This is a genomic window from Acinetobacter sp. WU_MDCI_Abxe161, assembly GCF_025514355.1.
Classification (GTDB): domain Bacteria; phylum Pseudomonadota; class Gammaproteobacteria; order Pseudomonadales; family Moraxellaceae; genus Acinetobacter; species Acinetobacter pittii_E.
The window spans coordinates 1-12,706 of sequence record NZ_JAHPTU010000021.1 but is presented as its reverse complement, the minus strand read 5'-3'; the positions used below and the strand labels follow the sequence as shown (position 1 = coordinate 12,706).

Here is a 12,706-nt window from a genome sequence, read left to right as displayed (position 1 = left end):
TTGCAGAAAGAATTAGTGGAATATTAAATCCCCTCCCCTAAGTCATCGGAAATTTGCTATATTTAACGTTTTTCTGCGACATCTATTTTCGATTGATATGAATACGGCAATACAAGCAGCTCTCGACCATGCAGTGCAAACTCTTCAACAAGAAGGGGTGCTTCCTTCCGACTGGAAAAACACAAGCAACTTAACACGCACCAAAGACCGAAGCCATGGCGACTTTGCTTCTAATATTGCCATGATCGGTTCGAAAGCTGCTGGTATGAAACCACGCGATTTAGCTGAGAAAGTTCTAGCTGCGCTACCAGAAGTGGCCGACATCAGTAAAGCTGAAATCGCAGGTCCCGGATTTATTAACTTCTTTTTAAATGCAGACCAGCGCTTTGCTATTCTTGACCAAATTCAGGCACAAAAAGAAATTTTTGGTCGTAGCCAAGCAAATGCAGCGAAAAAGATCCAAGTTGAATTTGTTTCTGCAAACCCAACGTCTAGTCTACATGTAGGTCATGGACGTGGTGCGGCATATGGTATGACTGTTGCTAATTTACTTGAAGCAACGGGTGCTAAAGTTGACCGTGAGTACTACGTGAATGATGCTGGCCGTCAAATGGACATTTTGGCGACTTCTACTTATTTACGTTATTTGGAATTACTTGGGCAAAACCTTGTATTCCCTAAAAATGCATATCAAGGCGATTACGTTAAAGAAATCGCACAAAGCATTATTGATAAAGATGGCGATGCTTACGTTCGTGAAGTTGCGAATGTTTATAAAGATGTACCAGAAGATGTGCAATATGCTGAAGAGCTAGATAGCGAAGGCAACAAAGTTGTGTTATCTGGTGATAAAGAAAAGCATATTGATGGCCTTATTGCCAACTCACAACAATTGTTAGGTGAAGGCTACCGCGTATTCCACCAAGCAGCGCTTCATGCCATTTTAGATGATATTAAAGATGACCTTGCGGACTTTGGTGTAACATTCAATCAATGGTTTAGTGAAGCATCTCTTAGCGCGAAAATTGATGAAGCTTTAGAAACCCTAGATCAACGTGGCTTCCTTTATGAAAAAGATGGCAACATCTGGTTTAAATCGACTGAATTTGGCGATGAAAAAGACCGTGTTGTTAAGCGTCGTAATGGCCAAACCACTTACTTTGCATCTGACATTGCATACCACTTAAATAAATTACAACGTGGTTATACTGACCTTATCGATATTTGGGGTTCTGACCACCATGGCTATATTTCTCGCGTAAAAGCGGCAATTGATGCAATGGGTTATGACTCTAAAAAACTAACTGTACTTTTAGTTCAGTTCGTAAGTTTATGGCGTGGCGGTGAGATGGTTCAAATGTCATCTCGTTCAGGTCAGTTTGTGACTTTACGCGACTTACGTAAAGAAGTTGGCAATGACGCAGCTCGTTTCTACTATGTGATGCGTAAAAGTGAACAACACATTGACTTTGACCTCGACCTTGCTGTTTCACAAAGTAAAGACAATGCTGTGTACTATATTCAATATGCACATGCACGTATTTGCCGTATGTTAGAAAAAGCAGCAAGCACAGGCTTACAATTTGATGTAAATACTGCTCGCCCACATGCAGCACGCTTATCTCTTGATGCAGAAACCGAGATTCTTGCTAAACTGGCAGCTTACCCAGATGTGGTGGTACGTGCTGCAAATGCATATGAACCTCATCAGGTTGGTAACTACTTAAAAGAGTTAGCTGCCCTGTTCCACGGTTGGTACAATGAACATAAAGTATTAAGCGATGATGCAGAGCTTACACAAGCCCGTTTATTACTTTCAATCAATGTACAACAAGTGTTGCGTAATGGTTTAAAATTACTTGGTGTATCTGCACCAGAATCTATGTAATAAATATATTGCATGACATCGAAACAAAGGTCATGCAATATAGTAAGCGGTGGTTTGTACAGTTAAACTATCAGTACAAACCCCTGTTTTTAGCATCGTAAGACGAGAATCAAACTCGAATTAAAAAACAATCAAAATACAGAGGAATAATCCACGTGTTTGGCAAAACGCAACGCGGTGTATCTGAAAGACCTAATAAGCCTAAAAAGCCCCTAATTCCCAAATGGTTAGGGACACTTGTCGCTATTTTGGCGGTCTTATGTATCGCTGTAATGCTTATGCTTTGGAAACCTTGGCAACCTGTTCCTGCGAAAAATCAGATTACCTCTGAACATTATCAAGAAGAAGATACCAATAAAGACTATCGTTTCTACGATCTATTACCTCAGCAACAGGTCACTCCTATTCCTGAACAAGCAATCCCTGAAAGTAAAAATCAAGGCACTGCTATGATTGTTGAGGCACCAAGCACAACTCAACCAGCTGCCTCTGAAAGTGCAGGAATTGATAGTGAACAATCAGCTAATATTCCTCAGCAACCTACTTATATTTTACAAGTTCGTAGTTATAACGACCCTGATCAGGCCGATGCCCGCCGTGCAGAAATCATTTTAAATGGCTTATCTGCTGACGTAGTTAAAAGTACTGAGAATGGCCAAACATGGTATCGTGTTATTTCTGGACCTTATGATACTCAAGAAGCTGCATTGGCTGCTCAGCAGACCTTACAACACAGTGGTATTGACTCCATCGTGATCAAACGTAAGTAAAATGAAAATAAAAAAGGAACAAATATTTGTTCCTTTTCTTTTAAATATCAACGCAATTCCTTTCACTAGAACCAATCCCCTTTTGTTTCGCTTTTTGAAACGCGGGTCTTTGCTGAATACGATATAAAAAAGCTTGAATATGAGGATATTTACCCTGCAAGCGAGATTGTAAAGCCTCCAAAGGAAAGCTCATTTGAATATCAGCAAATGAAAAATCACCTGCGAAATATTCGTGCTCAGCCAAATAGTTTTCTAAAAAACTAATATGATCTTTCATACGAGGGCGAACAAAATTTGCCTTTACACCTTCTGTGATTTTTTTAGCTACCGGTTGAATTAACCATGGCACATGCTTGTTTACACTATTCATGACCAAAGTCATCACCAATAACGGCATTAGTGAACCTTCTGCATAATGCATCCAGTAAATATACTGCTGTAAATCTTGAGGTTTTTTAGGTTTAAATTGTTGTTTCTGATCATAATGCTGCTGCAGATATTCCAATATTACAGCAGATTCTGCGATGACTTGCTCATCATCAGTCAAAATTGGAGCTTTGCCTAATGGGTGAATACATTTCAATGTTTCTGGAGCAGAGTAGTTAGGTAAGCGTTGATAATAATGAATATCATAATTTAAACCTAACTCTTCTAAAGCCCATAAAATTCGAAACGATCGCGAACATTCCAGGTGGTGCACACTAATCATGTTAATGCCTGCTTTTATTTTTCTTTTTACATAAAAAACAGCATGTGAACATGCTGTTTTATTCCATTTGTGGGATGGATATAAAATCATCCACCTCAACAAAATAGCATTTTTACGCTGTAACAAGCACAGTATGAATGTCTAAACTACGTAACAAAGTTTTAGTGACTGGGGTTTTACCACACACCAACAAGATTTTTTGTTGAAGTTCTTCATCGGGTAAGTCTTTAAAAACAATACGACGTTCAATATGTTCTTCATGCTCTCTATTGGTATGAAAATCGATTTCAACCCAAAATTCACCAAAATCATAACCCTTATGCTTTGCATACATTCTTAAAGTAATGAGCGTACAAGCAGCCAAACTTCCAGTGAGTAAATCATACGGCGCTGGACCTTGATCTTGTCCTTCCAACTTCTCTGGCTCATCACAAAAATATTGATGGCGACCACTCGTGATTTCACCCTTCCATTGTCCAGCAAGGGGCTTTGCTTTACTGCTTGCGATTACTGCTGTCATTTTGATGCTCTCATTTGATCTGGAAGAACAGGTGCTTCTAAACGCGCACCTACATAATCTGGAATTTCACCAAAACGCGCATCATGGTTAATCCATTGCTCACGGGCTTCTTTTAAATCATCCATTGTACGTGCAACAAAGTTCCACCATAGCAAAATTGGAGTTTCAAACGGTTCACCGCCAATCAAAAGAATACGATTGCCTTTTTTTACTTCGATCTCGATTTCACTAAGACCAGTATCTAAGACCACCATGTTGTCAGCAGTTAACTCGTGGCCATTCACATGGGCAACACCGTCAAGCGCCATAAAACCGTATTCATAATTAGGGTTTAGTGGAATACGAGTTTTTGTATTTTGGGTAGCAATTAAATCGACACCAACTAACGGCGTATGTACCACAACTGGAGAAGTCGTTGCTAAATACTCACCTACAAGCACAGTAAATTCTAGACCATCTTTTTCAACTACAGGGAGTTCAGGGTAATGTTCAAATTTCGGATTTATATTGCGCTTATCATCCGGTAAGGCAATCCAGAGCTGCGCAGCGTGCATTTGAGTTTCTGTATCAGGCGCAACTTCTGTATGTGAAATTCCGTGTCCCGCTGTCATTAAGTTAACTTGCTTAGGACGAATGAGTTGTTTTGAACCTAAGCTATCGGTATGCATCATGGTGCCTTCAATCATCCACGTGAAGGTTTGCAAACCAATATGAGGATGCGGGCCAACATCTAAACCATCACCTGCTGGAAAAGTTACTGGACCCGCATGATCTAAGAAACACCACGCACCAATCATTCGTTTTTGACGGCTAGGTAAAGCTCGCTTAATGACTGTCCCCTGTCCAATTTCAGCAGAGCGAATTGGAAATTCTTGAATAAATTGATTGGCAAATTTCTCGCAATCCTTTGAATCAGAAATATCGTAATCATTATTATTGCTCATGATATTACTCTCTTTTACCTATGCTTTTGCAATGAGTTGTTCTAATGATCTTAACAATACACTCATTATTCAATATAGTCTTTTAGTAATACACAGGGTGTTATGAATGAAACAATCAAAGTTTTTAATTACAGAAAATTAATTTTCATCTTTAAAAGTTAAGTAATAAAAAAGGACGCTAATGCGTCCTTTTCTTTACCAACAAACAGAGGAAAATTATTCCCACTCAATTGTTGCTGGTGGTTTAGATGACACGTCGTATACAACACGTGATACATCTTTAATTTCATTCATAATACGCGTTGAGATTTTATCAACCAATTCGTATGGTAAATGTGCAAAACGAGCTGTCATAAAGTCAACTGTTTCAACTGCACGAAGTGCAATCACCCATGCGTAACGACGGCCATCACCTACCACACCAACTGACTTAACCGGTTGGAATACGGCAAATGCTTGAGCAGTTTTATCATACCAACCACTGTCGCGAAGCTCTTGCATGAAGATGTCATCAGCAAGACGAAGAATATCTGCATATTCTTTTTTCACTTCACCCAGAATACGAACGCCTAAACCAGGGCCCGGGAATGGATGACGGTAAATCATGCTGTGTGGCAAGCCAAGTGTAGTACCTAATTTACGTACTTCATCTTTGAACAAGTCACGTAATGGCTCTACCAATTCAAATTCTAAATCGTCTGGTAAACCGCCCACGTTGTGGTGAGATTTAATAACGTGTGCTTTACCTTGTTTGCTTGCAGCAGATTCGATTACGTCTGGGTAAATCGTACCTTGCGCCAAGAATTTCACGCCATCAAGTTTACGTGCTTCTTCAGCAAAAACTTCAATGAACTCACGACCAATAATTTTACGTTTTTTCTCTGGATCAACTTCGCCAGCCAATGCAGTTAAGAAACGTTGTTCAGCATCTGCACGAATAACACGGATACCCATGTTTTCAGCAAACATTTGCATCACTTGGTCACCTTCGTTTAAACGAAGTAAACCGTTGTCAACGAATACACATGTTAACTGGTCGCCAATTGCTTTATGTAAAAGCGCAGCAACAACAGATGAGTCAACACCGCCAGAAAGACCTAAAAGAACTTTTTCATCGCCGATTTGTTCACGTAATTGCTCTACGCGTAAATCAATGATGTGTTCAGGTGTCCAAAGACCACCACATCCACAAATTTTATGAACGAAGTTTGCAAGTAACTCTTCACCTTTTGCCGTGTGCGTTACTTCTGGGTGGAATTGCACGCCATAGAAACGACGTGCTTCATCACTTACAGCAGCAACTGGACAACTTGGTGTGCTTGCAGTAATGCTAAAGCCTTCTGGAATCTGGCTAACTTTATCACCATGACTCATCCAAACATGAAGTTGGTTTTCACGGTCTTGTAAGTTACCAATCAGTTGGTCACGTTTAACGATATCAACTTCGGCATAACCAAACTCATGCACAGTACCCGGCTCAACTTTACCGCCTAACTGTTCAGACATGGTTTGCAAGCCATAGCAAATACCCAATACTGGAACGCCTAACTCAAACACCACTTGTGGTGCACGAGGGCTGCCTTCTTCATGCACACTCTCAGGTCCACCTGACAAAATAATGCCATTTGGCTTAAAAGCGCGAATGTCTTCTTCAGACATATCAAAAGCATACATTTCAGAGTAAACACCAGCTTCACGCACACGACGTGCAATGAGCTGACTATATTGAGAGCCGAAATCCAGAATCAGGATACGATCTTCAGTAATTTGAGTATTGGTAGTCATGACAAACCACTAAATGGCAAAAGAATTAAGCGCGCCATTTTAACATTTTTCACGCTTCGGCGCACCGCAAATCATCATATATCTTATTTTTTTCATATCAGAATCATTTCTACAATTAGATTGTTTGATATAAATTAAAATTTACTTATATTTATCAAATATCTGGAGTAGACTTAAAAACTCCCCGTGTATTGATAAATTCATCACATTCTATGCAACATCACCATGAATTTGATGATAAGATTACCCGATAAAACAGGCATTACCATGGAAAGGTAAATACCATAAGCGATATTTGTCTGTGCTTAAACAATTATCCATTTTTATGGCTTGTTGCCCCCTATCAAAATCAATAGAAATCTAAGGAACAACAATGCTTCAAACTATGATTGCAGATTTCCAGCAACATTTTTGGTTGTATATCTCTATTCCTTTTATGAGTGGTTTAATTGGCTATATCACCAAGGTGATCGCCATTCAGATGATGTTTTCGCCACTTGAGTTTAAAGGCATTAAACCATTTTTAGGTTGGCAAGGTATTGTGCCGCGCAAAGCAGAGAAGATGGCAACCATTGCTGTTGAACTCATGACAGCCAAGCTCATTAAACCTGAAGAAATTTTTGCACGCCTAGATCCTAAACGTATTGCCAAAGAAATAGAAAAACCACTACTTGCAGCAGCTGAAGATATTACCCGCGACGTCGCTCAAGAATATCAGCCCGGTTTATGGGAAGGCATGCCAGAATTTGCTCGCCAAAGACTTATCCGTCGAGTGCAATCCAAAGCACCGGAGATCGTTGAACACATCATGAGTGAAGTACAGCGTGATGTGAACCGATATTTTGATATTAAAAACCTAGTTATCAGCAACTTGCTTAAAGATAAACGCCTACTCAACAATATTTTTAAACGTGTAGGCAAACAAGAATTTAAATTTTTCAGTAATGTTGGTTTTGTATTTGGTTTCGGTATTGGTGTGATTCAGATGCTGTGCTGGATTGTCACTCAAGGAAAGTATCCTTGGATGCTGCCAATGTTTGGTGGTTTTGTTGGTTTTTTCAGTGACTGGATCGCACTGCAAATGATGTTTAGACCGCTCTATCCTAAAAAGATCTTGGGTTACACATGGCAAGGGCTGTTTATTAAACGTCAAAATGAAGTTGCAGCTGACTATGCAGCTTTAATTTCCAAACAGCTTTTAACTTCACGTCATATGATGGAAGAGCTATTTTCCGGTACACATTCTGCACGTGTTATTGATCTGGTTAACCGCCATGTCAAACAAGAAATTGATATGCAAGCTGGGGTGATTCGTCCCTTAGTTGTATATGCAATTGGCGGAGAAAAATATCAGAATATGAAATCACAAGTTGCTGAACGTATTATGCAACAGCTTCCAGAGACGATGAAATATGTAGAGTCTTATGCAGAAGATGCTATGAATATTCGTAGCACACTTATTGAACGTATGCAGAAATTAACACCTTCAGAGTTTGAAGGGATGTTACGTCCTGCATTTAAAGAAGATGAGTGGGCCTTGATTGCAGTTGGTGCAGTGCTTGGTTTCGTGGTTGGGGAATTGCAAATCCAATTTATGCTCTAATTTTAAAAATAAAGAAATAAAAAAACCGGATGAATTGCTCATCCGGTTTTATTTTGTCTTACATCTTATTTTTCAATTGCATGATCTAAACTAATACGACCAGCACCATGAAGCATCAAAAAGAATAAACCGCCTGCCATAGCTAAGTTTTTCATAAAATGAATGCCATTGTTATATTGCGCCGCTGCATCAGCCCCACCTTGGTGAAACAAGAATGCTGTTAAAATACTGAAGATACCAAGTCCAAAAGCTGCAAAGCGTGCTTGGAAACCAAACAATAAAGCTAAACCACCACCAAACTCAACCAAGATAACTAATGGGAGAATTCCACCCGGAACACCCATGGCTTCCATATATCCTGCAGTTGCTGCATAACCCGTAATTTTCCCCCAACCAGCAACAATGAAGATATAAGCGATAAGAAGACGAGCAACAAGGCTAATAAAACTATCTGCGCCTGATTGCGTTACGATATTTTTGACCACCACATTTGGATTAAACATTTTGCCACCTTTATTTAAATGCTTATTTATTGATGAGCTCATTCTAGGTATAGGACATTGATAATTAAATACTCAAAATCCATATATATCGTTGCACAAACAGGATGATCAATTTGTATATTTTTGATGTTTTATACTGACTTTCTATAGGCTCACTGCTAGGATTTGAGCACGGTTTACCACTTAAACATCTCATGGAACTTCTTGATTTTATTCTACACGTTGATCAGCATCTCGCCGAGTTTATTACAAATTACGGGACGTGGATTTATGGCATTTTATTTTTAATTATCTTTGTCGAAACCGGTTTAGTGGTCATGCCGTTTTTACCGGGCGATAGTTTGTTATTCGCAGCCGGTGCTTTAGCAGCCTCTACTGGTGCGATGGATCCATGGTTGTTAGGGACTCTACTCTTCATTGCTGCGGTTTTAGGCGATACGGTGAACTACCATATTGGGCGTTTTATCGGTCCGCGTGTGTTTGAAATGAATTCCAGATTCATTAATAAGCAACATTTAATTAAAACTCAAGAATTCTTTGCTCGCCATGGTGGCAAGACAATCATTTTTGCTCGTTTCGTTCCATTTGCCCGTACCTTTGCACCTTTTGTTGCTGGTGCCGGCAGCATGAACTATAAGTTTTTCTTAACTTATAATGTGATCGGAGCATTTTGTTGGGTCGCTTCTTTTGTGACGTTAGGCTATTTATTTGGAAATATGCCAATCGTTAAAGATAACTTCACCCATCTTATTTTTGGCATCATTATTATTAGTGTTTTACCGGGTATCATCGGCTTTATTCGTGAAAAACTAAAAAACCGGAAAGCCAACGTTTAAGATTGATTTAGAAGAAACGGAATACCACCGGAAGCATACATAAAATGAGTAACATAGCCGATCCTTTATATAAATGATCGGTTTTTATTTTTTGCATTGAACCTGTCAATAGAGCACGTCCAAAAATCATCCAGAAACTCGCCGCAGGAATAAGAGTTAAAGTAAAAGCGGCAAAAACCATAAGAAAATTTTCAGGCGAATTCCATGTTTCAGCTGGGAAAATACCTGCAGCAAATAGTAAAGATTTCGGATTTCTCAAAGTTGAGAAGAATAATTGACGTGGGCGAATATTACGGTGAGTTTGACTAAATTGTTGTAAATGGTTGGTTTTCCATAAACGAAATGCCATCCAGAACACATAGATCACACTTGTAATATGCAAAATGAGCAGTAGCGCAGGCCAAACTGGAGCTGCCAAATGAATGAATACAGCCCAAAAGCTAATACCATAGGCATAGCCTAACCATTCCATTGGAATAAGCCAAAATGCTTTAGTTAAACCTTGAAAATGAGCAGCGGTTGCAAGTAAAGCATTTGTCGGCCCCGGAATGAGCAAAACAGCCAACATTGCCAATACAAAAAACCAACTCTCAATCATAAAGTTTCCATAATATCCAAGATGGGGCCACCTTAAACGAAACAGGCAAAATATAGCAAGTTTATGAAGCTTTTTGATTACAGAAAACGTAGGTTTTTAGAAGCTTAAAAATGTATAACTGATTTATTTATATTGATTTTATTATGAAACATTTTGCTAAACTTTATTCATCACAATATGCTTTTATTAGCATATTGTGATGTCAAATTGGCTATTAATTCGTCTTTTTCCGAACAATAATTGGACAATTCTTGAACTGAGCAGCCTGAACAATCGCTTCTTGTTGGCCTAAAACACGTGAAAGTTCGGTGTTTTTTGTTGAAGAAGATTGCCCCATATTTACAGAAATAGAAGGCCCGAATCCCCAACCGCCTCGTCCCCAGCCACCCCCGAGTCCAAGACCAACACCCATACCAGTACTTTTTGGAGTTTGCACCCCATTGTCGATATATTGCTGAATACGGTTATATTCACTTTGTAACTGTGGGCAGCTCAAAGATTGATATTGTGTCGGAGACACATAAGTCGGTTTTACCGTTGTAGCACATGCGCCAAGGAGTAAAGTGGCTGCCACCAAAGGCGCAATATATAAGCCTTTCATCATTTTTCTCTTATCGTTTTGGCTCAATCTCACCAAATAATGTCTCATAAGCCTGAGTCAATTTATGTTCTGGTGCCAAATGGGCCAAAGGTAAATTTTTCTGATGCGATTCTTTCATTAAAATCGAAGGCGGTAACATGCTATTAAGCACAGGCAACCCTTCATCTTTTAACTGCTGAACCACTTCCCGAGGTAATTTTGCTTGGGATTGGAATTGATTCACCACAATTCCCTCAATTTCCAAGCGATCATTATGATCATCTTGCGTTTCGAGAACATTTTCAATCAATGTTTGTAACGCACGCTTTGAAAAAACATCACAATCGAAAGGAATGAGTACCTTATCTGCCGCAATGAGTGCAGACAAAGTAAAGAAGTTAAATGCTGGTGGCGTGTCTATATAGATACGATCATATCGTCCAACTAAGTTTTGGATCGAATCACGTAATTTATAAATTTTATGTTTACTTTCAAGTGCATGCTCAAGCGCACCAAGTGTAGGGCTAGCTGGAAGCACATCTAATTTTGCAAAAGGAGTTGAATGTACAAAACTGTCGAGATCTTTATTTCGTGGGGCTTTTAAAATTGAACCTAGCGCATTACCGATTAGACCTTTTTGTTGATTGTTCCCCAACACATCTTCAAAAAAGTTTTCGATATTCGGTTCTAAAATTGATTTTTCAGCAGAATAGGTCGCTTCATCGCCTAAGAGATACTGACTAGAGTTGGCTTGAGGATCAAGGTCAATCACCAATGTCCTTAAACCATGTTTGGCGCTAATTGCAGCCAAATTTACAGTAATACTTGATTTCCCTACACCGCCTTTTTGGTTAAACACCACACGAGTTAACATTTTTCCCTCTGCATATTTTTTTACTGTATGCAGTTTAACCTAGAGCTTAATCAAAAAGGCAAAGAATGTAGAACAATTAAGCGAAAACAGGTTTCACAATCACTAAAATAATAATAGCAATAAATGCAATCGCACTAATGATCAAACCTGCACGGCGCTGTGCCAATAAAAGAGTGTCATCTTTTTTAAAGGCTTTCATGAGAGAAGATAACAGCACTAAAAATAAAATAATTTTAGCGTAAAACCATGGCTGTACTTGAAAGTCCTTCATGACCAATAAAATTGCACCCGTAATAAAAACTACGGTAAACGACAAATGTTGTAAGGCAACTAATACTTTACGCCCTGCTGGATTGGGCTGTTCGCCTTGCACACCTATAAACAGTGTAGAAGCGCGCAAAACAAACACCATAAGTGCGGCAGCTACCGCAGTCATATGAATAATTTTAGTGAGTAAATGTACATCCATGGAATTAACCCTTAGTTTTTAGGTGCATGTGCACATTCTGGGCTAGCAGGTGCTTGACCTTGCCATTCACTTGGCAAGTAGGCATGAATTGCTAAAGCATGAATTTGGCCGGGATTCATTAAGTCTGAAGCTAAGGCATAAACCTTCTGATGACGTTGAACCAAACGTAACCCATTAAATTCATCGCTCACTATAATCACTTTAAAATGAGATTCTTTACCGGGAAAATAACCACCATGCCCTGCGGACTCATTGATGACTTCTAAATGGCTAGGGGCAAGGTTTTGTAACCGTTCAATCAACTGTTGTTCAAGGCTCATAGCTTTTCCTTTTACGATTATTCGTATATTTGAACCTAGTATACCCTGTCTACACATAAACAAAAGTTGCTCTTGTATGCTTTGGCTCCAAACAAAATGTCTATTTATTCGGCAACTTAACAATAAAAATATCCCTAAATACTCATTTCTGTTTTTATTTTATGCAATCAGCATAATTATTTGCATAAAGTTGTTGACCCATGTTTCGCTTAATGTATTATAAGCGGCACGCGGGAATAGCTCAGTTGGTAGAGCATAACCTTGCCAAGGTTGGGGTCGCGAGTTCGAGTCTCGTTTCCCGCTCCAA

14 protein-coding genes and 1 tRNA gene are annotated in these 12,706 nt (G+C 39.2%); 5 read left to right on the top strand and 10 right to left on the bottom strand.

Annotated features, from left to right (window positions below; all coding sequences use genetic code 11):
- Positions 1 to 97: 97 nt before the first annotated feature.
- Together argS and KTI78_RS16525 are read left to right on the top strand one after the other, a co-directional pair.
- Positions 98 to 1,888, top strand: coding sequence for an arginine--tRNA ligase (argS, locus tag KTI78_RS16530; RefSeq protein WP_262446773.1), 1,791 nt, complete (start codon positions 98 to 100; stop codon positions 1,886 to 1,888).
- 155 nt (positions 1,889 to 2,043) lie between these two features.
- Positions 2,044 to 2,658 (top strand): SPOR domain-containing protein, encoded by a 615-nt coding sequence (locus KTI78_RS16525; RefSeq protein ID WP_016142510.1) that lies wholly within the window; start codon positions 2,044 to 2,046, stop codon positions 2,656 to 2,658.
- A gap of 40 nt (positions 2,659 to 2,698) precedes the next feature.
- Here the strand turns inward: KTI78_RS16525 and KTI78_RS16520 are convergent, their stop codons facing one another.
- The 4 genes from KTI78_RS16520 to guaA all read right to left on the bottom strand — a co-directional run bounded on the left by KTI78_RS16520 (position 2,699) and on the right by guaA (position 6,616).
- On the bottom strand, positions 2,699 to 3,367 hold the full coding sequence (locus KTI78_RS16520) for a glutathione S-transferase (protein ID WP_262446772.1): 669 nt from the start codon (positions 3,365 to 3,367) through the stop codon (positions 2,699 to 2,701).
- A gap of 112 nt (positions 3,368 to 3,479) precedes the next feature.
- Complete coding sequence (locus KTI78_RS16515) at positions 3,480 to 3,887, bottom strand: OsmC family protein (protein ID WP_224993666.1); 408 nt, start codon at positions 3,885 to 3,887, stop codon at positions 3,480 to 3,482.
- A complete protein-coding gene (locus KTI78_RS16510; protein WP_224993664.1) occupies positions 3,884 to 4,831 on the bottom strand; it encodes a pirin family protein in 948 nt (315 codons plus the stop codon). Before KTI78_RS16510 ends, KTI78_RS16515 begins: the two co-directional genes overlap by 4 nt.
- A gap of 216 nt (positions 4,832 to 5,047) precedes the next feature.
- Positions 5,048 to 6,616, bottom strand: a complete 1,569-nt coding sequence (gene guaA / locus KTI78_RS16505) for a glutamine-hydrolyzing GMP synthase (protein WP_016142514.1) — start codon at positions 6,614 to 6,616, stop codon at positions 5,048 to 5,050.
- Between the two features lie 385 nt (positions 6,617 to 7,001).
- On the opposite strand from guaA, the gene KTI78_RS16500 reads away from it, so the two are divergent.
- Positions 7,002 to 8,219, top strand: coding sequence for a DUF445 domain-containing protein (locus KTI78_RS16500; protein ID WP_171067955.1), 1,218 nt, complete (start codon positions 7,002 to 7,004; stop codon positions 8,217 to 8,219).
- Between the two features lie 65 nt (positions 8,220 to 8,284).
- On the opposite strand, the gene KTI78_RS16495 is transcribed toward KTI78_RS16500, so the two are convergent.
- Positions 8,285 to 8,722 carry a DoxX family protein gene (locus KTI78_RS16495; RefSeq protein WP_016142516.1) on the bottom strand — a complete coding sequence of 146 codons (438 nt, stop codon included), beginning with the start codon at positions 8,720 to 8,722 and terminating at the stop codon, positions 8,285 to 8,287.
- Positions 8,723 to 8,916: 194 nt separating this feature from the next.
- Here KTI78_RS16495 and KTI78_RS16490 point away from each other — a divergent pair, with 194 nt between their 5' ends.
- Complete coding sequence (locus KTI78_RS16490; RefSeq protein WP_016142517.1) at positions 8,917 to 9,558, top strand: DedA family protein; 642 nt, start codon at positions 8,917 to 8,919, stop codon at positions 9,556 to 9,558.
- 7 nt (positions 9,559 to 9,565) lie between these two features.
- On the opposite strand, the gene KTI78_RS16485 is transcribed toward KTI78_RS16490, so the two are convergent.
- The 5 genes from KTI78_RS16485 to KTI78_RS16465 form a co-directional block, all read right to left on the bottom strand.
- The gene (locus KTI78_RS16485) at positions 9,566 to 10,156 is read right to left on the bottom strand and encodes a LysE family translocator (protein ID WP_262446770.1); all 591 of its coding nucleotides are present in this window, start codon (positions 10,154 to 10,156) and stop codon (positions 9,566 to 9,568) included.
- A 214-nt stretch (positions 10,157 to 10,370) separates the two neighbouring features.
- Positions 10,371 to 10,757, bottom strand: coding sequence for a hypothetical protein (locus KTI78_RS16480; protein ID WP_016142519.1), 387 nt, complete (start codon positions 10,755 to 10,757; stop codon positions 10,371 to 10,373).
- A 10-nt stretch (positions 10,758 to 10,767) separates the two neighbouring features.
- On the bottom strand, positions 10,768 to 11,610 hold the full coding sequence (locus tag KTI78_RS16475; RefSeq protein WP_009387679.1) for a ParA family protein: 843 nt from the start codon (positions 11,608 to 11,610) through the stop codon (positions 10,768 to 10,770).
- A 76-nt stretch (positions 11,611 to 11,686) separates the two neighbouring features.
- Positions 11,687 to 12,079: a SirB2 family protein gene (locus tag KTI78_RS16470; RefSeq protein ID WP_224993658.1), complete on the bottom strand. Its 393-nt coding sequence runs from the start codon at positions 12,077 to 12,079 to the stop codon at positions 11,687 to 11,689.
- Between the two features lie 11 nt (positions 12,080 to 12,090).
- Positions 12,091 to 12,399 carry a BolA family protein gene (locus tag KTI78_RS16465; RefSeq protein ID WP_016142521.1) on the bottom strand — a complete coding sequence of 103 codons (309 nt, stop codon included), beginning with the start codon at positions 12,397 to 12,399 and terminating at the stop codon, positions 12,091 to 12,093.
- Positions 12,400 to 12,629: 230 nt separating this feature from the next.
- On the opposite strand from KTI78_RS16465, the gene KTI78_RS16460 reads away from it, so the two are divergent.
- Positions 12,630 to 12,705, top strand: a tRNA-Gly gene (locus KTI78_RS16460).
- Position 12,706 lies beyond the last annotated feature (1 nt).

What these genes read in the sequence shown, in the direction of transcription:
- KTI78_RS16510 (WP_224993664.1), bottom strand. Translation starts at nt 4,831, where the DNA reads ATGAGCAATAATAATGATTACGATATTTCTGATTCAAAGGATTGCGAG.
- KTI78_RS16520 (WP_262446772.1), bottom strand. Translation starts at nt 3,367, where the DNA reads ATGATTAGTGTGCACCACCTGGAATGTTCGCGATCGTTTCGAATTTTA.
- KTI78_RS16465 (WP_016142521.1), bottom strand. Translation starts at nt 12,399, where the DNA reads ATGAGCCTTGAACAACAGTTGATTGAACGGTTACAAAACCTTGCCCCT.
- KTI78_RS16475 (WP_009387679.1), bottom strand. Translation starts at nt 11,610, where the DNA reads ATGTTAACTCGTGTGGTGTTTAACCAAAAAGGCGGTGTAGGGAAATCA.
- KTI78_RS16515 (WP_224993666.1), bottom strand. Translation starts at nt 3,887, where the DNA reads ATGACAGCAGTAATCGCAAGCAGTAAAGCAAAGCCCCTTGCTGGACAA.
- KTI78_RS16495 (WP_016142516.1), bottom strand. Translation starts at nt 8,722, where the DNA reads ATGTTTAATCCAAATGTGGTGGTCAAAAATATCGTAACGCAATCAGGC.
- KTI78_RS16500 (WP_171067955.1), top strand. Translation starts at nt 7,002, where the DNA reads ATGATTGCAGATTTCCAGCAACATTTTTGGTTGTATATCTCTATTCCT.
- guaA (WP_016142514.1), bottom strand. Translation starts at nt 6,616, where the DNA reads ATGACTACCAATACTCAAATTACTGAAGATCGTATCCTGATTCTGGAT.
- argS (WP_262446773.1), top strand. Translation starts at nt 98, where the DNA reads ATGAATACGGCAATACAAGCAGCTCTCGACCATGCAGTGCAAACTCTT.
- KTI78_RS16480 (WP_016142519.1), bottom strand. Translation starts at nt 10,757, where the DNA reads ATGAAAGGCTTATATATTGCGCCTTTGGTGGCAGCCACTTTACTCCTT.
- KTI78_RS16485 (WP_262446770.1), bottom strand. Translation starts at nt 10,156, where the DNA reads ATGATTGAGAGTTGGTTTTTTGTATTGGCAATGTTGGCTGTTTTGCTC.
- KTI78_RS16490 (WP_016142517.1), top strand. Translation starts at nt 8,917, where the DNA reads ATGGAACTTCTTGATTTTATTCTACACGTTGATCAGCATCTCGCCGAG.
- KTI78_RS16470 (WP_224993658.1), bottom strand. Translation starts at nt 12,079, where the DNA reads ATGGATGTACATTTACTCACTAAAATTATTCATATGACTGCGGTAGCT.